The sequence below is a fragment of the Novosphingobium naphthalenivorans NBRC 102051 genome, assembly GCF_001590985.1.
GTDB lineage: Bacteria > Pseudomonadota > Alphaproteobacteria > Sphingomonadales > Sphingomonadaceae > Novosphingobium > Novosphingobium naphthalenivorans.
Genome location: NZ_BCTX01000012.1, coordinates 1 through 26,715, shown reverse-complemented (window position 1 = coordinate 26,715; position 26,715 = coordinate 1). Strand labels below are relative to the sequence as shown.

Here is a 26,715-nt window from a genome sequence, read left to right as displayed (position 1 = left end):
CACTCGCTCCTGCGAGCTTCGACTGGGATGCTCACGGTCTAGTGAATACGTAATCAGCCGAACGTTCTTACGCCGCATCGTCTGCCGGGCGAAAGCAGGAATGGGTTTGTGAGTCCTGAACGAGAGTGCGATGCCCAGGGGCTCCGAACCGGTGCAGGTCTAGGCATGAACGCCGCTCTCCACATCAGCGCCGGTCCCCCATGAAGCGAAGCAGGAACAGGAACAGGTTGATGAAATCGAGATAGAGCGTCAGCGCGCCCATGACGACAGCCTTGCCGCGAAATTCGCTGCCGCCCACTTCGAAATAGAGGCTCTTGAGCTTCTGGGTGTCGTAAGCCGTGAGACCCGCGAACAGCAGGACGCCGATGGCGCTCACGATCAGGTCCATCATGGATGAACGCAGGAACATGTTGACGAGCATGGCTATCAACAGGCCTACCAACCCCATGATCAGGAAAGTGCCGAAGCCCGACAAATCCTTCTTCGTGGTATAGCCCCACAGGCTGAGACCAGCGAAAGCTGCCGCGGACACAAAGAACGTGCGCGCGACACTTACGCCCGTATAAGCGAAAAGTACCGTCGACAGAGATACACCCATGAGGGCGGCGTAGACCCAGAACAGCGACTTGGCGGTCGACTCCGAAAGCCGGTTGATACCAAATCCGAGCACGAAGACGAGAATTAACGGAGCGAAAACCGCGATCCAACCAAGCAATGTGGGTGCTCCGCTGGCAGCGAAGAACACCGACCTCACGGCGACGTTGCTCGCGACCAGCAGCGCAACCACGCCGGAGAGCAGCACGCCACTGGTCATGTAATTGTAGATCGCCAGCATATAAGACCGCAGGCCGGCGTCGAAGACGGCTGTTGGCGCTCCCATTCCAGCACGAGCGGTCGGAGGTGGGGCTGGTCTGAAGCGATCTGCCATTTCTCAATCTCCTTTATTCCTTGATGACCCGCCGACAGCATCGGCGAAACTAACCGAAAAGACGTTCGGATATGCCCCAAATTACAGTTCGGCGGCGTTTGGCCTGCCCGATGCGACGTCGCGTTGACAGCGTGTTCCCAAATCGATCAGCGTGGCTTCGAACAGGCGGCGAAGCCAGGCTTGGACCGCCTCGGCATCGCGCAATTGTTCGAAGTGCTCCAGGGCCTTCAGCGCGAATGTCTGCATTGCGTCGTCGGCCATAATCTCGTCGCGCAATCGCCGTGTCGCCATGGACCGGTAGCGTTGGTAGCAATAGGCCAGTTCGGTGCGCACGAGGCGCCGCTTCGTTTCACCTGCCTCGTCCCCGCAGGAGGAGGGCCTATTCTCGGCGTTAATTGCGCTATCGGAACATGTTTCAAGCATGGTTATCGCTTCCATCATGCATTTTGGGACAAGAGATGCGCTCCAGTAAGGGAAATGGTCAGCCGGTAGCGTGGCTCAGGGCCACGGCTGCTTCGATCTCGTTGAGAAGAAATGGGCCGTCGAAAGAGGTGTCCTTAGGAATACGCTGGAGCAAGCGACCCGGGTCCGCGGTGATCATCAGGATGGGTATGCTGCGTTGCTTCGCAATGCGCCGGGCAGCGCTCAAGGCTGAACCCGTCTCAACCGAATCACCGACGACCACGAGGTCGGGCTCGCGTCGCGCCGCTGCCGCAACGGCCAGCTCTTCGGTCCATGTCTGATCGAATGAATGGAAGCCGAGAGACGAGAGTCGATCCTGGATCGCGCGGCTGACGATCATGTTGTCATCGATGATGAGCGCATGAGACATGAGTCTTTCTCTCGATTGCCAGAATGTTCTTTTGGCTGTGAGCGGAGCGGCGGGCATTAGGGGCGGTTACGTAATTGTGTCCTTCACCAAGCCGTGGGCAATGCCCGGGTTCGCTGCCCATGCAGTGTGCCGGCGCTTCGAAGACCTTGGGCGGGCGCAAACTCCCAGCCCATGCGCAAAGTCGCGAGGCAAATAAACTTAGCCAAAGAGCTTCACCCCGATGTGGATTGCATAACCAAGAGCGGCTATAAATAATATCGTTATCAGTATGGTCTTGATGTTATCTTTGAATCTCCCACTCATAATTTTTACCCTTTCCTATTGTCATGAATATTTTCAGAGCACGAATTGCTTCGTGGGCTTCAGGTCCGTAAATCTTCTGCACCATCAGGGTGATGGAGCCCAAGGACGGCCAAGCATTGGACATCTTCCTATGGCCCTCATTACTTCTGGGGTCGTTGAGAGTAGCCGTGTCGCAACTTCTCCTCCAGACTCAAGCCTCAACGGATGAAACTCATTTAAACATCGCAGGACCTTCCGCACGGTAAGCTCGAACTTCGATGGAACGCGCCTGCGTGCTTCAACTTCTTCAGAATGCGCGACACTCGCTCTTGCAACTTGGGAGCATGTTACGCACTCAGATTTTCGCGCTTCTCAGGCGCAGCGCGTTCGTGACGACCGAGATCGACGACGCGCTCATCGCGAACGCGGCGAATATCGGGCTGATCAGGATGCCGAAGAAGGGGTACAGCAAGCCCGCCGCCACCGGCACGCCGGCGGCGTTGTAGATCAGGGCGAAGAACAGGTTCTGGCGGATATTGCGCATGGTCGCCCGCGCCAGCCTACGCGCGCGGACAATCCCGTCGAGATTGCCCTTCACCAGCGTGATGCCGGCACTTTCGATGGCGACGTCCGCTCCCGTTCCCATGGCGATGCCGACATCGGCCTGGGCAAGGGCTGGTGCATCGTTCACGCCGTCGCCGGCCATGGCGACCTTGCGCCCTTCGGCCTGAAGCTCCTGGATAATGCGCGCCTTGTCCTCGGGCAGCACGTCGGCGCGAATTTCGTCGATGCCGAGCCGCGCGGCCACCGCCCTGGCGGTGCGTTCATTGTCGCCCGTTGCCATGATGATGCGGAAGCCCAGCTTGTGGAGCGCTTCAAGCGCGGCGGGCGTCGTTTCCTTCACCGGGTCGGCGACGCTGACGAGGCCGGCGACTGCGCCGTCCAGCATCACGAACATCACTGTCTCGCCCTGATCGCGATGGGAATTGGCCTTCTCGGTCAGTTCGGCCGCCTCGAGGCCCAGATCGGTGACGAGCTTGAGGTTGCCGAGCGCGACACTATTGCCATCGACCACGCCTTTCACGCCCTTGCCTGTGACCGCCTCGAAGTCGCTCGCTTCGCCCAGTGCCACTCCGCGCTCCTCCGCGCCCGCGACGATCGCTTCGGCCAGAGGATGTTCGGAGCCCCTTTCAAGCGTTGCCGCCAGGCGCAGGACTTCGGCTTCATCGTGTCCCGGTTCGGGCAGGACGGAAACCAGCTTCGGCTTGCCCAGGGTCAAGGTTCCGGTCTTGTCGACCATCAGCGTATCGACCTTTTCGAAGCGTTCCAGCGCTTCGGCATTCTTGATCAGCACGCCGGCCTGCGCGCCGCGCCCCGTCGCGGTCATAATTGACATCGGCGTGGCGAGGCCAAGCGCGCAAGGGCAGGCGATGATCAGCACGGCGACGGCTGCGATCAGCGCATAGGACAGCGCGGGCGCGGGGCCCCAGAAGGCCCAGCCGATGAAGGACAGGATCGCGATGCCAATGACCACCGGCACGAACCAGCCCGAGACCTTGTCGGCATATTTCTGGATCGGCGCGCGCGAGCGCTGGGCATTGGCGACCATTTCGACGATCTGCGAAAGCATGGTGTCGGCACCGACACGGGTAGCCTCGATGACCAGGCTGCCGGTGCCGTTGATGGTCGCGCCGGTGACGGGATCGCCGGCGACCTTCTCCACCGGTACCGGTTCACCGCTGATCATGCTCTCATCGACCGAGGAACGACCGTCAGTGACGACCCCGTCGACCGGCACCTTGTCGCCGGGTCGCACGCGCAGGCGATCTCCGACCAGCACGTCTTCGAGCGGGATTTCCTCCTCACTGCCGTCCTCGCGGATCACGCGCGCGGTCTTCGCCGCAAGATCGAGCAGCGCGCGGATCGCCTTGCCGGTTCCCTCACGCGCACGCAGTTCCATCACCTGGCCCAGCAGCACCAGCGTGACGATGACCGCCGCAGCCTCGAAATAGACCCCGACATGCCCTTCCGCATCGCGGAAGCCATCGGGGAATATGCCCGGCGCAATCACTGCGACGACGCTGAAAGCCCAGGCGGCCATGACGCCCATGCCGATCAGCGAGAACATGTTGAGGTTCAGCGTGCGGAAGGAGCTCCATCCCCGCACAAGAAACGGCCAGCCGCACCACAGGACGACCGGCGTGCCGAGCACCAGTTCGATCCACAGTGTCGCGCGTTCGCCGAAAATCTCCCTGACGCCACCTAGGCCGAGGTAAGGCCCCATGGTGAAGACCAGCAGCGGAAGCGTTAGCGCCGTGCCGATCCAGAAGCGCCGCGTGAAATCCACGAGTTCAGGATTGGGCCCTTCCTCCACCATCGCCGCGGATTCGAGCTCCAGCCCCATGCCGCAGATCGGGCAGGAACCGGGCTTCGTCTGACGAACCTGCGGATGCATCGGGCAGGTGTAGACCGACCCGGAATATCCGGCCGGCACCTTGTCGTAGCGCTTGTCGTCCGCTACGACCTTGGCGTCTGCGGAATGGGGATCGTGGCTATGGCAGCATGCGTGGTCGTCCTTCGCTTGGTCGCTACCTTCCGGCACGAGATGCATCCCGCACTTGGGGCAATCTCCCGGCCCCTCCTGCCGCACTTCAGGGTGCATCGGGCAAGTGTAGATCGTGTGCTCGCTTGCCTCGTGGTGCTGGTGATGGGTGTGGTCGTTCATACAGGTCACCTTGTCGTTCGTGTTGCGGCCCGCCTGATCGGTGGATTGCCGCCTTGCAGGTCGCTGGCAGCGTCAGCCAGTACCCGCGCAAGTGATACCGCATTGCTGGCATGCGGAATGGAGTTCGTCGTCACGACCCGTGATGCGCCCGCCGCAAGAATATCGTCATGGGCATTGCCGGCAAAGACTGCATGGATCACGACGCAGATCGGCGGCCTGGTTCCTGCTGCGAGCAGTCGTTCGATCGCCTGGATCAGTGTCCGCCCCGACGAGGCGATATCATCGAGTATCACGGGTGTTCCGGTCCGCAGCGCCTCACTGTGCGGTACGCTGACCTCGACGCTGCGATCGCCGCTGCGGCGCTTTTCGAGGACTTCATAGGGCCGGTCCGCGAGCCGGGCGACTTCAGATACCCATTGCCGGCTCTCGCTGTCGGGACCGAGCAGCACCGCATCGGGCACATTTGCGGCGATCCATTCGGCGAGCAGGGGGGCAGTCTCAATCCGGCGAACCGGAATGTCGAACAGGCCCTCGAGCGAATGGATCCGGTGCAGATGCGGATCTGCCGTTACCAGCCAGTCGAAGCTCTCCTCCAGAAAGCGGGCGAATAGGGGAGCGCTGACCGCCTGACCTTCGGCAAATCGCCGGTCCTGGCGCATATAGGCGAGATAGGGCGCGATCAGCCCGACGCGGCGAGCCCCCAGTTCCCTGGCTGTTTCTGCTGCAAATCGCAGGGGCAGGGCCAGCGGATCGGGGTCGCGTAGGGTGGCGAGAATAGCGGCATCCTCGCCGGTAAGGTCGCCAGGCAACGTCACGAGGCACTCGCCATCCGGGAAGCGGTGGACATCGACTTCCCCCGTCTGTGCTCCGGATAGCGCGGCGATGGCTTCGCCCAGGGGCATCATGCCTGGAAATGCCAGGATACGGGTCACGGCGCCTCTCCGATCCGGAAGGGAGAAGCGCCCGAACGGGCATAGTCCTGCGCCCAGCCAAGCTCGCCTGGCGTTTCCGCGTGTATCTCGTAGAGCGGCTGGCCTGCCTCGATCACATCGCCCGGCCGTGCGAGCAGACGTACGCCGGCGTGCTTGCGGCCGGGAGCACCGGCCAGTTTCGCGATCTTGGCGATGCGGCGGTTGTCGATCTCCCTGATCGCGCCGCCTACCCTGGCTGATTCGATGGATTGGTGAGGTGCGCTGCCCGGTTCGCGAAATCCGCCCTGGGCCTCGCAGATGGAAAGGAATTTCGCTTCGGCCGCGCCGCTGTCGAGGAGGTTCCTTGCCCTCTCGCGACCCTTTCCGCCGTTCGCTTCGGCCAGGTCGAGCAAGGCGCCTGCCAGGTCCAGCGCTCTTTCGCGCAAGTCTATCGGGCCATCAGGATCACGCCTCAGGACCGCAAGCAGGTCGTGGGCCTCAAGCGCCGGGCCGATACCACGCCCCACCGGGGCCGATCCGTCGCTGACATGGATTCGCAGGGATAGGCCGATCGCCTGACCGACAGCATGCAGTCGCTCGGACAGCGTTCGTGCAGCCCCATCCGTTCGGACCTTGGCCGTGGGACCGACCGGCATGTCGATCAGCACATGGGTTGAACCCGCTGCCGCCTTCTTGGAGAGCACGCTGGCGACAAGCTGACCGTCGCTGTCGAAATCGAGCGGCCGCTCGATCCGGATCAGCAGATCGTCGGCGGGACTGAGATCGAGGCCACCGCCCCACACGACGCAGCCGCCTTCGGTCTCGACCACGCGGCGCATGGCTGCAATGTCGAGCGCGACCGGCGCCAGAACTTCCATCGTGTCGGCAGTGCCGGCTGGAGAGGTAATCGCGCGGCTCGAGGTTTTCGGGATCCTGTACCCCGCGGCGGCAACGATTGCCACGACGATGGGGGTCGTCCGGTTGCCCGGCAGTCCGCCGACGCAATGTTTGTCGAGGACCAGCCCCGCACCCCAGTCAAGCGTCTTTCCCGCGCCGTGCATGGCACGGGTGAGCGCGATCGTTTCGGCAATATCGAGGCGGTCACCGGCACAAGCCGTGATGAAAGCGGCAAGATCGAGATCGGACAGGCGGTGCGCCACTGTATCGCCGATGATTGCCTTGAAGCCGTCGGCATCGAGGCGCTGCCCGTAAACCTTGGAGCGGATCGCGGAAGCTGAGGCAGGCGGCTCCGGATGTGAGAAAATCGCATGCTCACCGATCTTCGCGCCAAGCGCTAACCACGCGGTCTCACTGAGCGCCGCTGTATCGGGTGGCAGCCAGTCTGCATCGGTAACGACATTGAGCGCCGCAACGATCGACCGCTGGCCAAGAGCGATCTCTACTTGTGTGAGCGCCGAGAATCCTTCGGCCCGGCACAGATGGCAGTCCTCGCGCATGTAGACGACCGGCTGACGATAGGTGTCGATACCGGCCCGGATCAGGGGAATCGTGTGCACATCCAAGGTCATCTCGGCTTCCGGATGCTGACCCGCTCGAGATGTTCAGGTACGCGCACATTCCATCCGAGCTCGTGGTCAATGCGGAAGCGCAGGGCATCGGCGCTGTCCGGTTCGCCATGGGTGACATAGGTCATTTCCGGCGGCTTGGCCTGTCCCATCCAGCCCAGCAACTCGTTGGCGTCGGCATGACCCGATATGCCCTCAAGTTGAATCACTTCGGCGCGGATTTCGATCTCGCGCCCGAAGAGCCGCAAATGCCGCTCGCCTCTGGCGAGCACAGCGCCCCTCGTGCCACCCGCCTGGAAGTCGCTCAGCACGATCGCGTTCTTGGGATCGGGCCCGAAACTGACCAGATGGTGCATGACCCGGCCGCCCGCGAGCATGCCGCTTGCGGAAATGATGATCATCGGCCCCGTGCGGCGGTTGAGCTCCTTCGATTCCTCGACCGTTCGCACGCGTTCGGCGAGGTTGAACATGGCCTTGCAGTCTTCCCAGCTGACGTGGTGCTCATCGTGGTGGTTGTGGTAGATTTCGGTCGCATCGACGCCCATCGGACTGTTGAGATAGACCGGTATGTAGGGAATGGCGCCCCGCTCTCGCAGCTGTGCGATCTGCAACATAACGCCCTGGATACGGCCCACGGCGAAAGCGGGGATCACGATCGCCCCGCCGCGCCGTGCGACCCGGTTGATAACCTCCGCCAGTTCGGCTTCGGGATCATTCTGCGGGTGAACGCGGTTGCCATAGGTGGATTCGGTCACGAGAATGTCGGCGCCTGGATATGGCCGTGGCCCGTGCATCAACGGGTCGGTTTCGCGTCCGACATCTCCGCTGAAGTGTACCGTGCGCCCGTCGACGGTCACCTGGATCTGCGCCGCGCCGAGCAGGTGCCCCGCCGGAATGAAGCGGGCTGAGATGCCGTCTCCGAGGTCAAGAACCTTGTCGAAAGGCGTTTCCCGGAAATGGTCCAGCGCCGCGCGGGCATCCTCGAGTGTGTAGAGTGGCTTCGGGTTCGCGTGCCTGGAATAACCCTTGCGCTTTGCATAGCGGGCCTCTTCCTCCTGCAGGTGCCCGCTGTCGGGAAGCAGCAGGCCGCAGAGTTCGGCGGTGGCCGGCGTGCAATGGATATGGCCCTGGAAGCCGTTTCGGACCAGCGCGGGCAGATAGCCGGAATGGTCGAGATGGGCGTGTGTGAGAAGGACTCTGTCTATTGACTTTGGCGGAACGGGGAACGGATTCCAGTTGCGTAGCCTTAACTGCTTGTATCCCTGGAACAGCCCGCAATCTACAAGAATGCGCCGACCGTTGGCCTCGATCAGATAGCGTGAGCCGGTGACCGTTCCTGTCGCGCCAAGAAAACTGAGCGAGGGTTCATGAGCAGCATTCATATTCATCCTCTCGTTTAATAATCATTCGGTAAGCATGGCGTGTGCATGTCCGTTTTGTCGTCCAAGCAGCTAATTTGAAACCATGGCAGAACGAGTTGACTCAAGAATTTTGTGGTCGCAAAGGTGCCATCTTACGGCCCCCCACTACGAGCGCGAACAATCGATCGATGTCTTCTGGAAAGGCGAGGTCGGTTCCTGGGGTCAGAACGGCAGCGGAGCCCGCGGCCATGCCGTATCGGAAGGCGTCGACTGGCTCCTGCCCAACAGTTAGTGCGTAAACCATGGCGGCGAGGAAGCTATCGCCAGCTCCGACCGCACTTTTCGCCTCGATGGGTAAGGCGGGCAAGTGCAGGGTGCCATCCTGCCAAGCCAGCAAGGCACCTCTGTGACCCATGGTAACCGCAATTAGCTCGGCTTGTCCCTTGTCGATGATGGCCGTGGCCGCCGCACCGATTTCCTCGACGGATTCAAGATCACGGCCAACGAGCTGGCGCAATTCGCCCAGACTCGGCTTGACGAGTAAAACACGGCCTCCGGCCAGCCCGTCTTTCAATGCATCCCCGGAGGTGTCGAGTATTGTCCGAATTCCACGCTTTTGCATGATCCTGACCACACGGGCATAGAAATCGGAAGGAACGCCGGGCGGCAGCGACCCGCTTGCCACAAGATGACTGCAATCCGCTTCGGCAAGCCGGTCGAGGCAATCCTGCCATTCTTCCGCCGCCACCGGTGGTCCCGGCGGCGTAAAGCGGTATTCCTTGCCGCTTTCGCGTTCCAGCACCGCAGCGGCGATTCGCGTATCATGTTCGATGGGAATGCGTGTGCGCACCAGTTGATGCAAATCGACGAGACCGTCGAGTGCCGCGCTGGTCGCGCCGCCTGACAGGTAATAGCAACGTGCGGTGCCGCCCAGACGGCAGAAGACCCGGGCTACGTTGATGCCGCCGCCGCCCGGAGCATAGCGTTCGTTGCGGGTGCGCATCTTGCGCGTGTGAAAAACGCTTTCAACCTCGTAGGAGACATCGATGGTCGGGTTCATTGTCAGGGTGGCTATCGTTTTCATGGAAATGTCCGTTTCGTCGTATGTGTGCAGGCTTGACGGCGCGTGATGATCCTTCGCCAAATCATGCGCAGTCGACGTTCCGGAACAGCTCGGCCGAACCTGCCGTCGCTGCCCACCCATCGCCCGGCAAATTGCCAAGCGTCCGAACAGTCCGCTGCCTCGCCCACCAGTTGGTGATCAACACCCGTGATGCCGGTGGCGAGTTCGCCCGCCACCATCTTCGCCTCCAACCGGGATTCCCTGCACCTTGTTGGCGTAATTCTGCGGCGCGACCTCGAAACGGTCGCGGTTCTCCTTCGACGCGAAATAATATGCTCTTCCCTGATAGACCGATGTGATCGCGTCAGCCGTGCGTACCGCGGCTCCGCTCACCGGATCCACCACGGTCTCTGGGAGCTGCTGCGGCCAGGGCGCGGCCCTGCGATCAGCAGCATCATCCGAATCGCGATGGTGATGATGCCCATGATTGGCGCCGAGGTCGAAGCTGCCATGTCCGCCATGACCAAAGCCGCCGTGCCCGCGGCCTCGCCGCAAGAGAAAGAATGCCACGACCGCAATGGCGATCAGGATCCAGCTCCAATTCTGCGTCAGCTCTTGCATCTCGAATCCTCCACACTCCCTTTTTGGACCTGGCGCTCGCGGAACGCCTTTCCCGTATGTGAGAGGCGCACCCGACCGGTCATGCGATCCGCTTCCAGTGTCGTTCTGGCTCAATGGCCTCCAACGAAGAGACGCTGTCGGGCTGATCTCGTTACAGTCGTGAGGTCGGTCTGGGCGAATTTTGCTCCGCCTTCAAAAAGGCGCGTTGTCGCGGAGGGTAGGTGAAGGAGAAGCAGCATGAGGGAGCAAATCCCGGTGATGATGGCCAGTGCCGCCGTTGCGGCAAAGGCCAACTGAGCTCTCGAACGAGCTGCGGTAGCAAGCCCCTTCGGCCGACCCCGGAAACAAACCGGCCGCAGCTGCGATGCCGAGCCAGGCAAGTCCGTCGCGCCCGCCACGCCTTGTTTGGGGCGCTGTCGCCCATCATGACCGATGCCACAGGGCTGATCGCAGCAGCGAATGGTTCCGACAGCAAAGGCCGATAATACCTCCGAGCGAAGCGACGCCAAGTAAGCTGACACCATAGCCCAGCAGCCCAGCGGCGATCACCGACCGCCGGCCGTGCCGATCCGAGAGCCAGCCCCACATCGGAACAAACAGGAAGAAGGCAAATGTGTACAACGAGGACGCCATACCCGTGTGTCTGGCTACCGCCCTCGCAGCGAGGGTTGCATCAGCCGCCTGGATAAGGGATGCAAGAATGGGAAGGATGGCACTGCAGCCGAACCAGACGACAAAGACCGCAACCAGCAGCGAGGCAAGCGCCAGGGGGCCGGATGCTAGCGGAGACATCATCTGGTGGTAAACAGCTCAGGCGTCATTCCGTATCCTCCCGCGATGAATAGCGGCTCTGATGCCCGCATGCAGATCAGCCGGTCCTAGTAGCGCTTCAAAGCTCGATGACCTTGTCGGGCAGCTCGTTGGGGTTCTCCGCGCTTGGCGGAAAATGTGTCGCCAGCAGTGTCCCAACGCGTTCGACGGCTTCGACTAGACCTGTTGCTATCTCCTTGCGCTTGACGCCGGTGATTATGGCGGCAACCGCATCGGCCCAAGCATCTGGCGGAACTCTCGTGTAGATTCCCTCATCGGCGATGACCTCGACTTGCCGGTCGCTGAGCGAGACGAAGATGAGCACGCCGGTGCGCCTAGCGGTCCGACGCAAGCCCATGGCTCGGAATTGCTCGAGCGCCGAGTTATGGACATGTTTGCGCCGAACGCGCTGAGGCGTGAGAAACCGAGAAACCGGCGGGACAAGCGTGAGGCCATATGTCACGATGAACAACGCGATAGGTAGTACGGTGTATCCGAGCCCGAAACGGTGATAGGCGATCGTCATTGCGTCCTCCCAATGACCAGGCTGCCAGCCAGGGGGCATCATCATCCCGATATTGATTCCCGTGAGCCACAGAAGATAGGGTATAAGCAGGGCAATAGCGGCAGCCCAGCCCAGCGCCACATGCGGATAGTAGCTGTCAGCCTCGCTTAAGACGCACAGGATTTCACCGGAGGTGCCGATTTCCGCGCGGTGGATGGCATCCGCGACCTGCTGGTTTTCGGTATTACTTAATATCATCTCACCAGCCTCCAGATGCGCCGCCGCCGCCAAATGAGCCGCCACCACCGCGGAAACCTCCGCGAGAGCCGCCACTGCCGCGTCCTCCTAAGCCAAACCCCCAAAGAAATGTTGGCAGGCCCGATCCATGCCGATGCCGGCGGCCATGGCCATGGCCGCCGAACGCCATCAGCGCCCAGATGCCGAAAATCAGTAGTGGGAACTGCGAGGCGGGTCCGAACTCAGTGCCGCTCTGCGATCGCTCTGCCGCTTGGTCGGCGGCTTTTGCCTGGGCCCGTGCCTCACTCTCTGGTAGGGTCAGTTGACGGATCAGCGCATCGGCGCCGGCCTCTATGCCGCCGGGCATATCGCCCGCCTTGAAGCGCGGAATAATCGTTTTCTCGATGATGAGTGACGACAGGCCATCGGTCAGAATTCCTTCAAGACCGTAGCCAACCTCGATACGAACCCTGCGCTGGCTGAGGGCAACGATGAGCAGGGCCCCGTCGTTGCGCTGCTTGTCGCCAAGGCCCCAAGCTCGACCCAAGCGATAGCCATAATCAGAAATCTCGTATCCCTGCAGATCTGGGATGGTCACTACGACTAGTTGGCGGCGGGAATTCTTCTCGAGCACTTCGAGCTTTTGCGTCAGCCGTACTTCGACATCGGCCGGTATGATGTTCGCAGCGTCGACCACCCGGCCGGTGAGCTTGGGGAATGCCGGCTCGGCCAGCGCTGGCGCGACAAAGCCGGTCAGCGCGAGAAAGAACGCGAGGATAGGGGTGAGGAGGGGACGGATCGGCCACATTGCCTAGGTCGTTCTCAGAGCTTGCCGTTGAGGCTCGGCGCGACTTCGGCGCCGGATGTAACCGCCTGGTAGGGCACTATCGGCTTGGCGCCGCGGATCGCGGCGCCGATCATCTCGGGAAAGGTGCGCACGCGCGTATTGTAATCCTGAACCGCACCATTGTAGTCGCGGATCGCCACACGAATGCGGTTTTCCTGGCCTTCAAGCTGGCTCTGCAGCATCTGGTAGTTCGTGATGCTCTTGAGTTCGGGATATGCCTCAACATTGGCCAGCAGTCGCCCGAAGCCGGCCAGCGAAGTGGAAAGCCGGTTCTGCGCGGCCTGGAACTGCGCCATCTTGGCGGGATCGGAGAGCTCATTGGCATTGAGCTGGATGCTGGTCGCCTTGGCGCGCGCTTCGATCACGCCGGTGAGAATGCCCTTCTCCTGCTCGGCCGCGCCCTTAGCGACGACGGCGAGATTCGGAACCAGGTTGGCGCGCTCTTGAAAGGCTGCTTGGACGTCGGCCCACTTCGCCTTTGCGTTCTCCTGCGCCGTCGGCACCGAGTTGATTCCGCAACTGGTAAGCCCGAGCGCTGCAATGGTGGCAATTACCCAAGTACGGGCGAACTTCGGCAAACTAATCATCTCTGCCTTTCTTTCGAGCAAATGAGAGAGTTCTCTCGTAGGGTAGTCCACCATTCGACGCCGTTGGGCACATGTTATTACAGCTGATGTAGCTCAAACGTCGGAGGGTTACGCCACCTCTGCGAAGGCCAGCGACTACTGGATCAGCGTGCAGGTGCAGCGCCTACAACATACGCGGCGTGCACCCTTTGGTGTGACGCTGACAAGGCGGCGCCCAGATCGCCCACACTGTACCCTTTCTGGTTCGCGGCTATGACCTGGCGAGCGCGAATGCCGGCGAACAGGCGCTACTTACCGATGCCAAGGCGGCGCCATTAAACGAGACCGATACGGTCTCGATCGCGTCACGAAGGGCGCGACGCGCCCTGTGGGCCCGGACTGTCAGATTGTTCACGGTTATGCCGAGCTCCCGCGCCGCATCCTCCTTGCGCTGGTCCTTCAGATCGAGCCGGTAGATGACATCTGCATATTCCTGCTTGATGTTCGACATCAGGCTCACAATCGTCCTCTCCGGATCCGGCACGCTGTCCGTCAAGGCTTCATGCGGACGATCGTGAATCTCCAGCTCAAATGCCACCTCCCGCTGACCGCGAGTTCCCCGGCGTCGGCAGAAATCGATTAGCGTGGTTTCGAACAAGCGGCGAAGCCAGCCATGGACCGCCTCGACATCGCGCAGCTGTTCGAAGCGCTCCAGGGCCTTGAGTGCGAATGCCTGCACCACGTCATCGGCCGCGATCTCGTCACGCAGGCGCCGCGCCGCCATGACGCGGTAGCGTTGATAGCAGGACGCCAGTTCCTTGCGCACGATCCGGCGCTTCGTTTCATCTGCCGCGTCCCCACCAAAGGAATCGCCTTCCTCGGTGTGAGTTTCGTTGTTAGGGCATATGTCGAACATTGCTATACTCCCTATTTCGACGACGGTCCCATCCCGGCGCGGCCTGAATTGAGTCGGACCGCAAAGGGCAGCGCTTCAGGTTTCACCGCGTGGCGCTTGTGACGAGTGCCTCGACGGCTGGATGCCAAGGGAGGGCTTGATCAAAGCCGGCGAACAGCATTTTTGAGGTTCCCGACCGGCGCGTGCTCCAGGCATCCGCACGCCGCCATTCAGCGCCGTCAATATATTCCGAAGTTCATAAACAATTTTCAGAGCCATGCTGTACGTGGCACTCGGAGATTGTTCCATCCTATTGAAAATAGACGCGCTATTATTGTCAGGTATCTTGATGATTTCTATTCGACATCCAATAGAACCCAACTGCGCCAGCATGGTGCCCTCCACTCATCTGATGAGAATGGGCTATCATGCGCTTCTGCCAGAAGGACTACGGGCGGTTACCTAATACTACGCGACATCGTATCGCTGGCGTTGTAATCGAAGCGGCATGGCTCCCGTGAAGTTGCACGAGACGCGAGTCCGGATGACCGCGATCACAGGGTTCGGCCGGGAGATCTGACAGCGGATGAAAGCCAGACATCAAGTTTTCGGGCAAGGCAATTCGACGGGCGCTTCTGCTCTGATCAGGACGCAGGTCGGTACCCGCCCTGCAATGGCGGCTTGTCGAGGCACTGCGCGATCAAGCCGACCAACTTCTCGTCGGTCAGGGGCTTTTCAACCAGAGCCGAAAACCCGGCTTCCAGCGCGCGCTTTTCCAGATCGTTCTGATAGCGTCCAGTAATGAGAATGGCAGTCCCCGGCCATCCGCTTTCGCGAAGCCGCGCAAGCAGCGTCAATCCGTCCATCAAGGGCATCGAATAGTCCGTGATCAGGCAATGGCTTAAAGCGCACGCCCGATCGGCCAGCAATTCAGCGGCCGAGCCAAAGTCGTGAACGCTGAACCCGCGTGCGCGAAGGAGCAGACTGATCGAGCGACGCACTGCCTGGTCGTCGTCGACGAGCAGCACGCAATGGTCGGCATCATCCTTCTCGTCTGTCCTGATCACCCGGCACGTCCCATACAATTTGTGTCGGCAGCGCGAAAGCTGCTCTCCTTGATCTACGTTCGGGCCAAACCGGGCAGTATAAGTGCGATTCCTTAATCGGTGGGCAGGCTAGGGTTCGGTGCCGAGACCCGCGATCAGTGCGATGCGCAATGCCTCGGGCAATGTGCGCACGCCGAGTTTTTCCATCATGTTGGCCCGGTGGATCTCCACGGTCCGCGGGCTGATGCCGTGGGCAAGAGCGATCATCTTGTTGGTCTGCCCGGTGGCGAGGCCCTCCAGAACATCCCGTTCACGAGGCGTCAGTGTTTCGATACGCGACAACGCAGCGGCCGCGGTAAGCCGCTGAGCATCCGCCTGCTCGGCGACAGCAAAGACTTCCTCCAGCGCTTGAAGGATCGTGTCCTGCTCAAAGGGCTTCTCGATAAAGTTGTGGGCACCCTTGCGCATTGCCGTGACTGCGGTGCTGACATCGCCATGCGCTGTCATCACGACAACCGGGAAATCCACTCCGGCGGAACGCATCTGCTCCAGGACAGCGATCCCGTCGATTTCGGGCATCCGCACGTCGAGCATTACGCAGCCCGGGCGCAGAGAGCCCGCTGCCTCGAGAAACGGCACGCCCGAACTGTAACTTTCCACGGCATAACCCTGAGTGCGGAGAAAAAGGCTGGTCGAGCGGCGAATGGCGCCGTCATCGTCGATGATATAGACAAGCTTCTCAACGGTCATCCTGCGGCTCCGCTCGATCCATGCGCGTCAAGGTGAAACGAAACACCGTGCCTCCCTCCGAACCCGGCTCTGCCCAAAGACGTCCCTCGTGAGCCTCAACAATGGTGCGGCATATGGAAAGACCCACGCCAAGACCTTGCGCCTTGGTGCTGTTGAACGGCTCGAACAACCGTTCGGCAATCTCGTCCGAGAGCCCCGCGCCGGTGTCGGCAACCGCCAGCTCAACCTCCTCATCGCCCATCGCTGCCGTCGAAAGCACAAGCTCTCGGCGCTCGCAGCCTTCCATAGCCTCGACCGCGTTACGGATCAGGTTAAGCAGCACCTGCTGGATCTGCACGCGATCGACGAGCACCCGCGTCACGGCCGGATCGAGATTCATCTCCACCCGAATGCCGCGCAGGCTTGCGCCGGCAAGCGCAAGCGCCGCGGCCTCCTCGATCAATTTGGTCAGGCTGACAATTTCCCGCTCGGTTTCGCCGCGCGCGACGAAATCGCGAAGGCGGCGCACGATCTGGCCGGCCCGGACCGCCTCGGCAATGCCATCGGCAAGCGCCTCACGGGCTTCTGCCAAGGCGCCCGGCTGATTGGCGTCCAGGAGCGCCTGCGCAGCCATCACATAACTGGCAACAGCGGTCAGCGGCTGGTTCAGTTCATGGGCCAACGTTGAGGCCATGGTCCCCACGGCGGATACGCGCCCAATATGGATCAACTCCTCCTGGAGATCCTGCAGACGCCGCTCGATATCCTGCCTGGCCGTCAGATCACGAATGAAGCCAGTAAAAAGCCGGTGGCCATTGTCCTGCACGACTTCACCCACGGCGAGCTCCATCGGGAAAATGCCGCCATCACGCTTGCGGCCGGACACCACGCGGCCGATGCCGATAATGCGGCGCTCGCCCGTCGCCAGATACCGGGCGAGATAGCCGTCATGCGCCTCGCGATGGGGGGAGGGAGCAAGCAGGCTGACATTACGCCCCAGAAGGTCGCTCTCCTCATAGCCAAACAGCCGCTCGGCGGCCGCACTGAAGGATTGAATCGATCCCCGTTCGTCGATCACCACCATTGCGTCCGGCACGGTGTCCAGGATCGAGCGCAAGTGGGCTTCCTGCGTCTGCAAGGCGGTCTGGGCACGCTGCCATTCGGTGATGTCGCGAACAACCTTGCCATAGCCCGTCACACGACCGCCTGAGTCCAGCAACGGATAGACTGTCACGTGCGCAAGAAACTCGGTCCCATCGCTGCAAACCCGGGGCTCCTCGCCAGAATAGCGCCCATCTGTTCGGGCGATCTCTAAGATCTGATCTGGCCTGCCTCCGGCAATCGCAGCGGCCGGATAAAGCATCGACCAGTGCCTGCCCAGTACCTCTTCCGCACTCCATCCCTTTAGGAGCTCAGCGCCCTTGCTCCACAGCGTTATGCGCCCACCGAGGTCGAGCATGACTATGGCTTCGTCATTTAGTTGGTCGATGAAATGCAGAACCTCGTCCGCTGTCGGCGCCGCCGACTTGTCTCTGCACTCGACAGACTGGCTCGGTGCATCTTTTTCCATTTGCCGCTCCATTTCCCCCGATCTCTCAGCCTGATAACGCCGGCATCGTGGACGCACGTCATAGCTCCGCGCGGACAAGGAGTGATCCCAATGGGCTATACGCAGCCCGGACGCACATCCCTTATGGCGGGACGAAAAAAATTTCTGATGCTGTAATTTCCGGAATCCGGGAGCGTCTAATGGGCGGCATTGATCCTGCTGCCGCCATCATTCAGAGAGCAGACGCGCGTGAAGAACATCCTACTGCATGTCGAGGACGACCCTGGCATGGAAGCCCGCTTCCAGACGGCCTTGTCGCTGGCCCGCTATCAAGATGGGCATCTGATCTGCCTGCAGGTGACGCCGACGCCGTATTTTCCTGCCGATGGTGCGATATCGCCGGAAACTTTCAATCTCTTCATTGACAGCGTGGAAGTGCCCGCACGCGAGCTGCGCGCTGCTCTGGAAGCGAGATTGAACAGCGATATGGTCTCCTGGGACTGGCGGGTCCGGAGTGGGGACACGGCAATCGAGATCCTTCGCGAGGCGCTGTTGGCCGATGTGATCGTTGTCGGCACCGGAGACGAGGCACCGGACCTTTCCGTGGCCGGAGCCCTCCTCGTGCATGGCCACGTTCCCATTCTCGCCGTTCCCGGCAATACGCTGCAATTCGACCCCTGCAGCCCGGTCATGATTGCATGGAACGGGACGGTGGAAGCCGCCAATTCGGTCCGCCACAGCCTCGCGCTGACCAGGGCAGCAGCAAGCATCCATGTTGTGACGATCACGGAAGACCCCCTCGACTCTCCACCGGCCGAAGTTGCCAGTTACCTCTCGCGGCACGGGATCCATGTGGAGATACACGAACGGCAAGCCGAACCATCGGTGGCCGAGACGCTCAAGGCCTCAGCCCGCGAACTGGGCGCTTCCTGTATCGTCATGGGCGGCTACGGCCATTCGCGCTTCCGCGAGCGGGTGTTCGGAGGCGTCACGCGCGCAATGCTGCAGGATTGCCCGATCTCACTACTTCTGTCGCATTGACGGTCCCAGAGCTTCAACCGTTCACCGCACGGGCCTGCCCCGAGTCCATCGCCACAAGGTTGATCGGATGACCTGCGACAAAGGCACGAATGTTCTCGATCGTCATGTCGATGAGCCGGCGAAGAGCATCCTCAGTGTTATAGGCAACGTGCGGCGTGATGAGGACATTGGAAGCGCTCGCCAAGACATGATGAGCAAGCAGTTCCTTGAGTGCGTCCGCCCCAATCTCACGTCCACGAAAGACCTCGGCTTCGTCCCGGATAAGCGGTTCCTGCGGAAGAACATCAAGACCCGCTGCCCGTATCTTGCCGCTGGTGATGGCCCGAACGAGCGCCTCAGTCTCAATGATGTTGCCACGCGCCGTGTTGATCAGGACAGCTCCGTTCTTCATCAGTGCGAATTCGGCATTACCTATCATGCCCTTCGTGCCGGGCGTCGCAGGCAGGTGGAGAGAAACGACGTCGGCATCACCAAGCAGGACAGGAAGATCGACATAGCGAAAGCCCAAAGCCTCAGCGACCTCGTTGCGAGGCGCGATGTCATGGGCGAGCACTTTCATTCCGAAACCGCGGGCAATCTGGATGACGCATTGGCCGATCCGCCCGGTGCCGATCACGCCGATGGTCTTGCCGAACAGATCGAACCCGCGCAGATCGGCCGGGTTGAAATCACCGTGCCGAGCCCTTTCGCTATAGGCAGGCAGATGGCGCGCCAAGCCCAGCAGTAGTGCAAACACATGCTCGGCGACAGTCACATCGCCATAACCGGGCACATTCGCGACAGCGATGCCCGCCTTTGCGCAAAAGTTCAGGTCAATATGATCATAACCGGTCGACCGCGTCGCGATAAGCCTGAGATGTGGCATCTGGGCCAGAACCGGTATCGTCAATCTCGAATGGACGAAAACGGTTATGATTTCCGCGTCGTGGTAAGCGGCGACATTGGTCTCGTCGAGCGCGCCCTCGGTGCAGGTGAACTCGATCTCCGGCGGAAGGGCGTGGCACGCCTCAGCCTCCCAAGCTTCGGTTTCGAATGCGATCAACTTCATATGGCCCTCTTGCCCGATTAGGTAGCGAAAGACAGCCAAAAGCGATGCGCGACCGTCTCCATCTACTCGGACGCGCGACAAACCCTGTGGTTACAGGCCGACCGGAACCCACCGGACCCCGGTTTCGAAAAAAAGCGCCTGCCTTTTGAGGGATTTTGCACCGGCGCGCGTATCACGTTCAAAGTAGGCGCGGCAAGCAGTGCCTCTCATTTGACGCCCAATCCGGGCGCTGTCACGGGAGATAGCCAATGGCTGGTTTGCGAAACATCGACTTGCGGCACCATTTGCCGAGCACGACCTTCATCATCTTGACCCTTCTGATCCTTTCCGGACTGGGTGGCATCGCAATCTATCTCGGTGTGTACAACATCGCTGCCGACGCGCCCCATTATCGCTTCACCTATTGGCTCATCGAGAATCTTCGCGACCAGTCGATTGCCACCCGCGCGCGGTCGATCGCCGTGCCCAGGGATCTGGCCGATCCAAAGCGCGTCTCCGCAGGCGCGGGCCTCTACACAGAGATGTGCAGCGGCTGTCATCTGGCGCCGGGTATGGAGAAGACCGAAATCAGTCAGGGCCTCTACCCACAGGCGCCGGAACTCGCCCGAGTATCGGACCATACGCCGGCACAGGAATTCTGGATCATCAAGCATGGTGTCAAGCTGACCGCGATGCCCGCATGGGGCAAAACCCATGACGACAAGCTCATCTGGGACATGGTCGCCTTCGTCCAGCAACTCCCGAAGCTTTCACCCGCTCAATATCAAGCGGTGATAAAAAGCGCACCGCAGGACCATGATGCGATGATGATGAACGAAATGGAGGGGACGCCAAAAAAGCCGCACGACGATGCTCACCCCGATTCGCATCATGAGGGAACGCATTGACCCCTTCCAAAAGCCGGAAGCAGCGCCCGTCTTCAACTTGGGACTTGAGATCCCAATAACTGGACGCGATCGATTTACGTCGAAATATAATGCCGTAGGCACGACGAGTCGAAGGGGGACCATCTGTATGAACACCGGGCGCGATCTGGTCCGCGAACTGATCGGTCGCTGGCGCGAGGATCCGGGAGCAACTTACCGGAGCTGGTTCCTCTGGGACGAGCGCTTGAAGAACTTTCGCTCGATCCGGCGCGGGATTGCACAAGTCGTTGCAGAGATCGAGGCGGGCCGCTTTGGTGTCGCCTACCGCGGATCCTCGCTCGAGACGGTTGTGCATTCGGTGGCCGAACAGCGCCAGATCTTCAAGGGCGCCGATCACGCCTTCCTCTGGAAGCCAAAGCTCCGGATCCCCGACATTTACGAAAATCCGGACAACCAGCGCGCCTTCGGGCGGCTGCTTCATCATTGCTCTTGCTGCGACAACGCGGAGGAGATCATCTCAGGCATCCACGCTATCGACCGGTTGAAGATCAAGGGGCTGGGTCCGGCGGTGGCCAATCTGCTCTACTTTCTGCACCCGACGCTGGTTCCCCCGTTCAACACGGCCATCGTCAAGGGGTACAATGCGCTCTCCGGCGCCAATGTGAAGCTTGGAAGCTGGGAGCATTTTCTTGCCATGCGCTCCGGCATCCTCGATCTCAACGACCGCTACCGCAATCTGCTTTCGAACGATCTGGGCGCGATCGGCGGGCTGTTGTTTGATGTGGGTTACGGCCGCTATCCGCCGCCGCCTCCCGACGATGCTCAGGCTCTGGCGGGCGACTGGCTGGCCCGGCTCGACGAGGCGCGAGCGCAGGCGCAAAAGCTCGACAAGGTGACGATCGCCCAAAACGAAAGTGATCGCAGCCACACCGAGATCCAGGCCTGGCTGCGCGATCTTGGTCATGCATTGGGCTATGATGTCTGGATCGCCGCAAACGACCGGGGGCGGCTTCACGACGGCATGCCGCTTGGGACACGCTGTCTCGATCATTTACCCAATGCCGTCGCAACCGCCTCCGGCGGAGATTCCATCCGTCTGATCGACGTCCTCTGGCTCGAACGGGGCAATGCGAATGTCACCGCGGCTTTCGAAGTGGAGCATTCGACGTCGATCTATTCAGGAATTGTCCGCATGCTCGACCTGGCGCTGAGCGGCGGAGACCTTCACGCCTCCGCCGGGCTGTTTCTCGTCGCGCCGGACGCGCGCGAGGCCGATGTCCGCGCCCAACTACGCCGTCCGGCGTTCAGCCGGGTCGCCGACCTCGATATCTCCTATCTCCCTTATGGCGAACTCGAGCAGCACCGCGAGGCGATCGCCCGCTTTGGCTCCGGCCTCAAGGCCATCAAGGCGATTGCGCATCGGTTGCCCTGAGGGCGAACGGGGCTACATCCCGGATATCGGCGGCTCGAGCATGCCGAGCCATGCTACCAAGCCGAGGATTACGATCGCGCAGGTGGTTTCGGTAAGGAGAGTCTTGCGCAGCCCGTTGACCGCGCCAATGTGATCGCCGCAGGCGATGGCCGCCTCGAGCACAGGGGTCATATAGAAGCGGTTGGCGGCGGCGAGTCCCAGCATGACTCCGAAAAGCAACAGCTTGACCAGCAGGAGCTGGCCGTAGAGCGATCCCAGCAGCGAACCGAAGCGCTCCGGGCCGACGAGAAGCCAGCTGTTCACGCCGCCCGTCAGAACCAGCAGCGCGACGACAACGGTTCCGACCACGGCAAAGCTTGCCAATGCGCGATGCGAGAATTCGACATGAGCCTGGGTCATGCGGCGATGCGGCCGGAATAACAGCGTGGTGAGCGCCAGCAGCGCTGCCACCCACACACCCGCGGCTAGCAGATGAATAATGTCGGCACCGAGGTGAATGAGACCAACCCATCCCTCGTCCATCGCGCCGTGCCCTGTCCAGACGACGCTCGAAAGCGCCACCGCTCCCAACAGCGACAGCAGCCACATCCAGCCCGTGCGCAATCCGTGCGGGCTCAGGGCTATGACCAGGAAAAGCAACAGCGCGCCGATGCGGACGAGCCATGTCGTCCCGACGCTCGTGCCACCGATCACCAGGCGCAGTGCGGAGCTGTCAACTTCGCCAGGAGCCACGCCGCTCATCGAAGCGGTGAGCGATACAATCGCCTGGCCCGACAAGAGCAGACCGATGAAGGCAATTCCACCCACCAGCCTGCGCAGCGTGAGAGCGGCCTCGGGAGACCGTTCCACGCCGCGCAGGCCGTAAAGCGCGAAGAGCGGCAAACCGAAGAGCAGCATCAGGTCCATGTAAAGCGCGAACCTGATAAGGACGGCGGCCACGTCAGGCACAGGCTCACTTCACCTTGAAGTTGAATGTGCCATTTACGCGATGGGTGTCCGCGGTAACGGCATGCCAGTCGAGCTTGTAGGTGCCCGTGTGCAGAGCACTTTTGGGAACCGCGACGAGCGTCTTGCCGTCGGCGCCCACGCTGGTATCGACCGCAATCTTCATTGGAGGCATCTTCATACCCGGCATGTCGGTCATGACGAGGTCGATGCCTGAGAACTGGTTCACGAGCGTTTCGTTGAAGCGCAACTCGATCCTCGCCGGCCTCTCCACGGTCGCATCGGCTGCGGGGGTCGATGAGACTAGCTTGGGATGGGCCTGGGCCGCGGTTCCGCTGATGAGTGCGGTAGCGAGGCCAAAAGCGGCGAGCAATGTGCGAACGGGGGTCATGGCATACTCCATTTGGCGGCAACGACGATTGATACGCGCGTCGCGGGGTAATCCCTCACATGAGGGGCAAAAATTTTTGTTTGCGGGCTTGAGGCCGCCTTGTCCGACAAAATGGCATTAGAATATTGACAGGTAACAGGTTCTGCCGCGCATTCGCACGAATGCGCCCGATTGACGCACGCAGGATCCGTTGGATGGCGTGGAAAGACCGATACCTTACCTGCAAGTTCCAACTCCCCACCGGTTTCGCAATATTTGAAGGGCCTTCAGGGGTAGCTGGCAAAGAGCTTCGTTCCGCCGGGGCCGAAGGCGATGACTGCGTAATGCTGGATGCGGCCACCCACTTCCATCCCGGGCGAGCCGAGCGGCATGCCGGGAACGGCAAGTCCGCGAACACCTGCAGGCTTTTCGCGGAGCAGTCTGGCAATATCGCGCGCCGGCGCATGGCCTTCGATTACGTAGCCATCGACAACCATGCTATGACATGAGCGAAGCTGCTGCGGGACGCCCTTGCGGTCCTTGAGCGAAGTCATGTCTGCCGTGTCCACAACCGAAACCTTCGCTTTCATATCCGAGCGGATGTGGGCCGCCCATTTTTCGCAGCAACCGCATTGGGGATCGCGATACATCGTGTAGCTGGCCGCCTGAGCTCCGGCCGAACACGCGGCCAGCCCGAGCATGAGCAGACCGGATACACTCGTTCCGCGTATGGATCTGGAGAAATTGCCAATCATCGGCTGGTCCTTTCATTGTCCTGTCGGATCTTCCTTGCGCGCCAGAGCGAAATGGTGCCTGTGAGTGTGTTGAAGCGTTCCAGGCATTGAGCGTCGTCAAATCGGCTCAGGAGCAACTGCTCCAAAGCTCCGTCTGCGTTCGGCTGCGTATCGGTAATGCCGTCCAGGCGCTGGACACTGTTGCGATACAGAGCGCGCATCAGCCGACCGTCCTGCCGCATATAATCGGCGATGAGCAACTCACCTCCCGGCGCAAGGAAGCCAATCATCTGGTCGAGTAGCGACTTCTTGCTCACCAAGGGGACCTGATGGAAGACAAGGCTGCTGACGATCTTGTCTGCGCGCCAGTTTGCTTCCGGCACCAAGCTGTCCAGAAAGCCATTGTGCCAGCGCGGCGCATTGGCGACGCCTGAAAACTTCCTTTTCGCAAGAGCCAGAGCCTGGGCGTCGGGTTCGATGCCGATCATGTCGGCATCTGGGCAAGACTGCGTCAGCTCGGCCAACAAGCTCCCTGTGCCGCAGCCGACATCGATCAATCTGTCCCCCTTCTTCAATCGCGCGTGCTGAATGATGGCGCCGCGCCACGCAGATTCCGACGTGCACACGCGAATGGCCAGATCATAGAACGGTGTCAGAAGGTGGTGACCAAGAGGAGGCGTGTAGCCATGGTCCGCCTTCGCCGCTGTGTTGGAAGCTTCCATCTCTGCTTGAGTCCCCGATGATTGGAGTGGAACACGATCTCTCCGCCAAGTTGGCACTGAACGAGAGGGGCTCGGCTCGATTCATTGCCTTTACGCCTGCGGAAGTATGATCCCTCAAAAATATTTCGAGGGCTGCAGGGCCGCGCTGCGTATAGACAACCGGAGCCATGATTAAGGAGGCCGAACGATGGACGACGAAGCGCTGGATATGCTCCTGCGAAGGCTTGCGGCCGATGCGCCCGTTATGGTTGCGGGGCCGGAATTTCACGACAGTCTTTGGCAGCGCATCGGGCAAATGACTGAGGCGCGCGAACATCGCCGCAGAACCATATTGGGCCTGCTGATATTTGCGATCGGCCTCGGAGCAGGCATGGGAACGCAATATCCTGGCCCAGCGCATCCTGTCGGCTATACGCTGGTGGACGGGGCCGATCTGGCTCCCTCTGCGCTTCTCCACATCGCGCCATGAAGGTCACGCCCTTCTACGCGGTCCTGCTGCTGATTTTGGCGGTAGCGGCCGGCAGTCTTGGTGCATTCGCGACCAACCGCTGGCTTGCCCAAGAGGATACGTCCCGCGGCATGCACGACTTCGTGCACAAGGAGTTGCGCCTTACATCCGCGCAGGAAGTCCGCCTCGGTGCGCTGGAGCGGAATTTTGCCATAGAGCATCGTAAACTCGAACTTGCATTGCGCTCCGCCAATGCGGGCCTTGCCGAGGCAATGAGCGAGGAGCAGCGCTACGGCCCCAAGGTCGCTGCCGAGATCGACGAGGTCCACGCACGGATGGGAGATCTCCAGAAGGCGACCGTCCGACACGTCTTTGATATGCGCGCCCTGCTCGATCCCGCGCAACAGAAGGCGTTCGACCGCGAGGTAAGCAAGGCTCTCACCAGTGATCCAAAGAGCTAGACGGTTGTGTTCGAGGACTGCGACAGCGAGGACCGGCGGCTTATCGTTGCGGCGAGAGCCGGTGATCGCAGCGCATTTGACAGGCTCGTCGCAGATCATGCTTCAAGACTCCTTGGTCTTTCCCTGCGAATGCTTGGCGAAAAATCCGACGCCGAAGATGCCGTGCAGAATGCGTTGTCCTCAGCGTGGCTGGCGCTGTATCGTTTCGACCAAACAAAACCGGTCGCGCCATGGCTTACGACAATCACAATCAACAAATGTCGCGATATTATGCGACGGCGCCGTATTTCCCGCCTGCTGAGATTCGAAGCGGAAGATGACGCGAATTCCATCGCTCATCCCGACCCCCATCAGGAAGAACGGCTGATAATCCGTCAAAACCTCGAATTCTTGCAGCGGGAAATAGTGCGTCTGCCGCCGAAACTGAAGGAACCATTCATCCTGGTCGTGTTCGATGGGCGCAGTCACGAGGAAGCCGCAAAGATTCTCGGCATCAGCAGAAAGGCGGTGGAAACACGCATATACCGCGCACGAAATTTTCTTCGCGAGAAGTTTGAAATAATCTGAGGGGTCGTGCGTCCTGCCTCGTACCAGCCATTGACATCCAACAACGGGTTTTCATTATGCCAACACTTAATCGACGAAAATTTCTGGCCACGGGCACAGCCTCGTTGGGAGCGCTCGGCGTAGCGCATGCCATGCCGGCCTGGGCACGTGGCGCGGCGGGGGGCACTCTGGCACGGCGCGGCAGCGATGTGCTGTCTGGCGAGCACCTCACCATGACCGTTGCCGACGCCGCCTTCCGGACCGGCAAGCGCCACGGGCCGGCGGTTACCGTTAATGGCACGCTGCCGGGGCCGCTGGTGCGGCTCAAGGAAGGCCAGAAGCTTGTCGTCGACCTCGTCAACGACAGCTCCGAAGGCACATCCATCCACTGGCATGGCATGCTGGTGCCGTTCCTGATGGACGGCGTACCGGGCGTGACCATGGCGGCGGTGAAGCCCGGCGAGACATTTCGCTACGAATTCCCGATCCGCCAGGCTGGCACCTATTGGTGGCATGCCCATACGCTGCAGGAGCCGATGGGGCACTACGGCCCGATCGTGATCGATCCGCTTGAGCCCGATCCCTTCACCTGGGACCGGGAATATGTGCTGATGCTGTCCGACTGGTCGCCCATGCAGCCCATGACGATCATGGAAAAGCTCCGGACCC

At 61.0% G+C, this 26,715-nt stretch carries 29 protein-coding genes; 7 read left to right on the top strand and 22 right to left on the bottom strand.

Annotated elements, in window-relative coordinates:
- Positions 1-184: 184 nt before the first annotated feature.
- The 17 genes from NN5_RS05985 to NN5_RS05905 all read right to left on the bottom strand — a co-directional run bounded on the left by NN5_RS05985 (position 185) and on the right by NN5_RS05905 (position 17,454).
- A complete protein-coding gene (locus NN5_RS05985; RefSeq protein ID WP_041558970.1) occupies positions 185-928 on the bottom strand; it encodes a Bax inhibitor-1/YccA family protein in 744 nt (247 codons plus the stop codon).
- Positions 929-1,009: 81 nt separating this feature from the next.
- Positions 1,010-1,261 (bottom strand): sigma factor, encoded by a 252-nt coding sequence (locus NN5_RS05980; RefSeq protein ID WP_067733091.1) that lies wholly within the window; start codon positions 1,259-1,261, stop codon positions 1,010-1,012.
- A 148-nt stretch (positions 1,262-1,409) separates the two neighbouring features.
- A complete protein-coding gene (locus tag NN5_RS05975) occupies positions 1,410-1,760 on the bottom strand; it encodes a response regulator (RefSeq protein WP_041558972.1) in 351 nt (116 codons plus the stop codon).
- Positions 1,761-2,397: 637 nt separating this feature from the next.
- Positions 2,398-4,767: a copper-transporting P-type ATPase gene (locus NN5_RS05970; protein WP_013833480.1), complete on the bottom strand. Its 2,370-nt coding sequence runs from the start codon at positions 4,765-4,767 to the stop codon at positions 2,398-2,400.
- Positions 4,768-4,772: 5 nt separating this feature from the next.
- Entirely contained in the window at positions 4,773-5,699 is a 927-nt protein-coding gene (locus tag NN5_RS05965; RefSeq protein WP_013833481.1) for a ribose-phosphate diphosphokinase, read from the bottom strand.
- Positions 5,696-7,207 (bottom strand): thymidine phosphorylase family protein, encoded by a 1,512-nt coding sequence (locus tag NN5_RS05960; RefSeq protein WP_013833482.1) that lies wholly within the window; start codon positions 7,205-7,207, stop codon positions 5,696-5,698. Before NN5_RS05960 ends, NN5_RS05965 begins: the two co-directional genes overlap by 4 nt.
- A complete protein-coding gene (locus NN5_RS05955) occupies positions 7,204-8,586 on the bottom strand; it encodes an MBL fold metallo-hydrolase RNA specificity domain-containing protein (protein ID WP_067733090.1) in 1,383 nt (460 codons plus the stop codon). Before NN5_RS05955 ends, NN5_RS05960 begins: the two co-directional genes overlap by 4 nt.
- A 100-nt stretch (positions 8,587-8,686) precedes the next feature.
- A complete protein-coding gene (locus tag NN5_RS05950) occupies positions 8,687-9,649 on the bottom strand; it encodes a 1-phosphofructokinase family hexose kinase (protein WP_051010069.1) in 963 nt (320 codons plus the stop codon).
- Between the two features lie 177 nt (positions 9,650-9,826).
- A complete protein-coding gene (locus tag NN5_RS26255; RefSeq protein WP_013833485.1) occupies positions 9,827-10,249 on the bottom strand; it encodes a YHS domain-containing protein in 423 nt (140 codons plus the stop codon).
- Positions 10,250-10,672: 423 nt separating this feature from the next.
- Positions 10,673-11,041 carry an MFS transporter gene (locus tag NN5_RS27260; RefSeq protein ID WP_169800953.1) on the bottom strand — a complete coding sequence of 123 codons (369 nt, stop codon included), beginning with the start codon at positions 11,039-11,041 and terminating at the stop codon, positions 10,673-10,675.
- 97 nt (positions 11,042-11,138) lie between these two features.
- Positions 11,139-11,822: a TPM domain-containing protein gene (locus tag NN5_RS05935; RefSeq protein ID WP_013833486.1), complete on the bottom strand. Its 684-nt coding sequence runs from the start codon at positions 11,820-11,822 to the stop codon at positions 11,139-11,141.
- Between the two features lies 1 nt (position 11,823).
- Positions 11,824-12,609, bottom strand: coding sequence for a TPM domain-containing protein (locus tag NN5_RS05930; RefSeq protein ID WP_013833487.1), 786 nt, complete (start codon positions 12,607-12,609; stop codon positions 11,824-11,826).
- Between the two features lie 14 nt (positions 12,610-12,623).
- Complete coding sequence (locus tag NN5_RS05925) at positions 12,624-13,235, bottom strand: LemA family protein (protein ID WP_013833488.1); 612 nt, start codon at positions 13,233-13,235, stop codon at positions 12,624-12,626.
- Positions 13,236-13,485: 250 nt separating this feature from the next.
- A complete protein-coding gene (locus NN5_RS05920) occupies positions 13,486-14,130 on the bottom strand; it encodes an RNA polymerase sigma factor (RefSeq protein WP_013833489.1) in 645 nt (214 codons plus the stop codon).
- Between the two features lie 623 nt (positions 14,131-14,753).
- Positions 14,754-15,137 carry a response regulator gene (locus tag NN5_RS05915; protein ID WP_013833491.1) on the bottom strand — a complete coding sequence of 128 codons (384 nt, stop codon included), beginning with the start codon at positions 15,135-15,137 and terminating at the stop codon, positions 14,754-14,756.
- 147 nt (positions 15,138-15,284) lie between these two features.
- Complete coding sequence (locus NN5_RS05910) at positions 15,285-15,905, bottom strand: response regulator transcription factor (protein WP_013833492.1); 621 nt, start codon at positions 15,903-15,905, stop codon at positions 15,285-15,287.
- Complete coding sequence (locus NN5_RS05905) at positions 15,895-17,454, bottom strand: PAS domain-containing sensor histidine kinase (RefSeq protein ID WP_148275005.1); 1,560 nt, start codon at positions 17,452-17,454, stop codon at positions 15,895-15,897. The genes NN5_RS05910 and NN5_RS05905 overlap by 11 nt, the downstream gene beginning before the upstream one ends.
- A 189-nt stretch (positions 17,455-17,643) precedes the next feature.
- Here NN5_RS05905 and NN5_RS05900 point away from each other — a divergent pair, with 189 nt between their 5' ends.
- Positions 17,644-18,474: a universal stress protein gene (locus NN5_RS05900; RefSeq protein WP_051010071.1), complete on the top strand. Its 831-nt coding sequence runs from the start codon at positions 17,644-17,646 to the stop codon at positions 18,472-18,474.
- 13 nt (positions 18,475-18,487) lie between these two features.
- Here NN5_RS05900 and NN5_RS05895 read toward each other — a convergent pair whose 3' ends face one another.
- Positions 18,488-19,522: a hydroxyacid dehydrogenase gene (locus tag NN5_RS05895; protein WP_013833495.1), complete on the bottom strand. Its 1,035-nt coding sequence runs from the start codon at positions 19,520-19,522 to the stop codon at positions 18,488-18,490.
- 248 nt (positions 19,523-19,770) lie between these two features.
- On the opposite strand from NN5_RS05895, the gene NN5_RS05890 reads away from it, so the two are divergent.
- Positions 19,771-20,409: a c-type cytochrome gene (locus NN5_RS05890; RefSeq protein ID WP_013833496.1), complete on the top strand. Its 639-nt coding sequence runs from the start codon at positions 19,771-19,773 to the stop codon at positions 20,407-20,409.
- Positions 20,410-20,536: 127 nt separating this feature from the next.
- Positions 20,537-21,820, top strand: coding sequence for a type II restriction enzyme NmeDI-related protein (locus tag NN5_RS05885; RefSeq protein WP_013833497.1), 1,284 nt, complete (start codon positions 20,537-20,539; stop codon positions 21,818-21,820).
- Between the two features lie 12 nt (positions 21,821-21,832).
- On the opposite strand, the gene copD is transcribed toward NN5_RS05885, so the two are convergent.
- The 4 genes from copD to NN5_RS05865 form a co-directional block, all read right to left on the bottom strand.
- Positions 21,833-22,759 (bottom strand): copper homeostasis membrane protein CopD, encoded by a 927-nt coding sequence (gene copD / locus NN5_RS05880; protein WP_260046962.1) that lies wholly within the window; start codon positions 22,757-22,759, stop codon positions 21,833-21,835.
- 13 nt (positions 22,760-22,772) lie between these two features.
- Entirely contained in the window at positions 22,773-23,156 is a 384-nt protein-coding gene (gene copC, locus NN5_RS05875) for a copper homeostasis periplasmic binding protein CopC (RefSeq protein ID WP_013833499.1), read from the bottom strand.
- Between the two features lie 266 nt (positions 23,157-23,422).
- Entirely contained in the window at positions 23,423-23,890 is a 468-nt protein-coding gene (locus NN5_RS05870) for a DUF411 domain-containing protein (protein ID WP_041558976.1), read from the bottom strand.
- Positions 23,887-24,591 (bottom strand): class I SAM-dependent methyltransferase, encoded by a 705-nt coding sequence (locus NN5_RS05865; protein WP_013833501.1) that lies wholly within the window; start codon positions 24,589-24,591, stop codon positions 23,887-23,889. Before NN5_RS05865 ends, NN5_RS05870 begins: the two co-directional genes overlap by 4 nt.
- A gap of 187 nt (positions 24,592-24,778) precedes the next feature.
- Between NN5_RS05865 and NN5_RS05860 the strand changes: the two genes are divergently transcribed.
- The 4 genes from NN5_RS05860 to NN5_RS05845 all read left to right on the top strand — a co-directional run.
- Positions 24,779-25,060 carry a hypothetical protein gene (locus NN5_RS05860; RefSeq protein ID WP_041558977.1) on the top strand — a complete coding sequence of 94 codons (282 nt, stop codon included), beginning with the start codon at positions 24,779-24,781 and terminating at the stop codon, positions 25,058-25,060.
- Positions 25,057-25,500, top strand: a complete 444-nt coding sequence (locus NN5_RS05855) for a Spy/CpxP family protein refolding chaperone (RefSeq protein ID WP_013833502.1) — start codon at positions 25,057-25,059, stop codon at positions 25,498-25,500. The genes NN5_RS05860 and NN5_RS05855 overlap by 4 nt, the downstream gene beginning before the upstream one ends.
- Positions 25,501-25,506: 6 nt before the next feature.
- Positions 25,507-26,067, top strand: coding sequence for an RNA polymerase sigma factor (locus NN5_RS05850; protein ID WP_013833503.1), 561 nt, complete (start codon positions 25,507-25,509; stop codon positions 26,065-26,067).
- 131 nt (positions 26,068-26,198) lie between these two features.
- On the top strand, positions 26,199-26,715 hold a 517-nt coding region (locus tag NN5_RS05845; RefSeq protein WP_245656265.1), incomplete at its 3' end, for a multicopper oxidase domain-containing protein.

What these genes read in the sequence shown, in the direction of transcription:
- NN5_RS05860 (WP_041558977.1), top strand. Translation starts at nt 24,779, where the DNA reads ATGGACGACGAAGCGCTGGATATGCTCCTGCGAAGGCTTGCGGCCGAT.
- NN5_RS05905 (WP_148275005.1), bottom strand. Translation starts at nt 17,454, where the DNA reads ATGGAAAAAGATGCACCGAGCCAGTCTGTCGAGTGCAGAGACAAGTCG.
- NN5_RS05910 (WP_013833492.1), bottom strand. Translation starts at nt 15,905, where the DNA reads ATGACCGTTGAGAAGCTTGTCTATATCATCGACGATGACGGCGCCATT.
- NN5_RS26255 (WP_013833485.1), bottom strand. Translation starts at nt 10,249, where the DNA reads ATGCAAGAGCTGACGCAGAATTGGAGCTGGATCCTGATCGCCATTGCG.
- NN5_RS05955 (WP_067733090.1), bottom strand. Translation starts at nt 8,586, where the DNA reads ATGAATGCTGCTCATGAACCCTCGCTCAGTTTTCTTGGCGCGACAGGA.
- NN5_RS05970 (WP_013833480.1), bottom strand. Translation starts at nt 4,767, where the DNA reads ATGAACGACCACACCCATCACCAGCACCACGAGGCAAGCGAGCACACG.
- NN5_RS05885 (WP_013833497.1), top strand. Translation starts at nt 20,537, where the DNA reads ATGAACACCGGGCGCGATCTGGTCCGCGAACTGATCGGTCGCTGGCGC.
- copC (WP_013833499.1), bottom strand. Translation starts at nt 23,156, where the DNA reads ATGACCCCCGTTCGCACATTGCTCGCCGCTTTTGGCCTCGCTACCGCA.
- NN5_RS05975 (WP_041558972.1), bottom strand. Translation starts at nt 1,760, where the DNA reads ATGTCTCATGCGCTCATCATCGATGACAACATGATCGTCAGCCGCGCG.
- NN5_RS05935 (WP_013833486.1), bottom strand. Translation starts at nt 11,822, where the DNA reads ATGATATTAAGTAATACCGAAAACCAGCAGGTCGCGGATGCCATCCAC.
- NN5_RS05985 (WP_041558970.1), bottom strand. Translation starts at nt 928, where the DNA reads ATGGCAGATCGCTTCAGACCAGCCCCACCTCCGACCGCTCGTGCTGGA.
- NN5_RS05960 (WP_013833482.1), bottom strand. Translation starts at nt 7,207, where the DNA reads ATGACCTTGGATGTGCACACGATTCCCCTGATCCGGGCCGGTATCGAC.
- NN5_RS05930 (WP_013833487.1), bottom strand. Translation starts at nt 12,609, where the DNA reads ATGTGGCCGATCCGTCCCCTCCTCACCCCTATCCTCGCGTTCTTTCTC.
- NN5_RS05870 (WP_041558976.1), bottom strand. Translation starts at nt 23,890, where the DNA reads ATGATTGGCAATTTCTCCAGATCCATACGCGGAACGAGTGTATCCGGT.
- NN5_RS05925 (WP_013833488.1), bottom strand. Translation starts at nt 13,235, where the DNA reads ATGATTAGTTTGCCGAAGTTCGCCCGTACTTGGGTAATTGCCACCATT.
- NN5_RS05855 (WP_013833502.1), top strand. Translation starts at nt 25,057, where the DNA reads ATGAAGGTCACGCCCTTCTACGCGGTCCTGCTGCTGATTTTGGCGGTA.
- NN5_RS05920 (WP_013833489.1), bottom strand. Translation starts at nt 14,130, where the DNA reads ATGTTCGACATATGCCCTAACAACGAAACTCACACCGAGGAAGGCGAT.
- NN5_RS05950 (WP_051010069.1), bottom strand. Translation starts at nt 9,649, where the DNA reads ATGAAAACGATAGCCACCCTGACAATGAACCCGACCATCGATGTCTCC.
- NN5_RS05890 (WP_013833496.1), top strand. Translation starts at nt 19,771, where the DNA reads ATGGCTGGTTTGCGAAACATCGACTTGCGGCACCATTTGCCGAGCACG.
- NN5_RS05865 (WP_013833501.1), bottom strand. Translation starts at nt 24,591, where the DNA reads ATGGAAGCTTCCAACACAGCGGCGAAGGCGGACCATGGCTACACGCCT.
- NN5_RS05895 (WP_013833495.1), bottom strand. Translation starts at nt 19,522, where the DNA reads ATGAAGTTGATCGCATTCGAAACCGAAGCTTGGGAGGCTGAGGCGTGC.
- NN5_RS27260 (WP_169800953.1), bottom strand. Translation starts at nt 11,041, where the DNA reads ATGTCTCCGCTAGCATCCGGCCCCCTGGCGCTTGCCTCGCTGCTGGTT.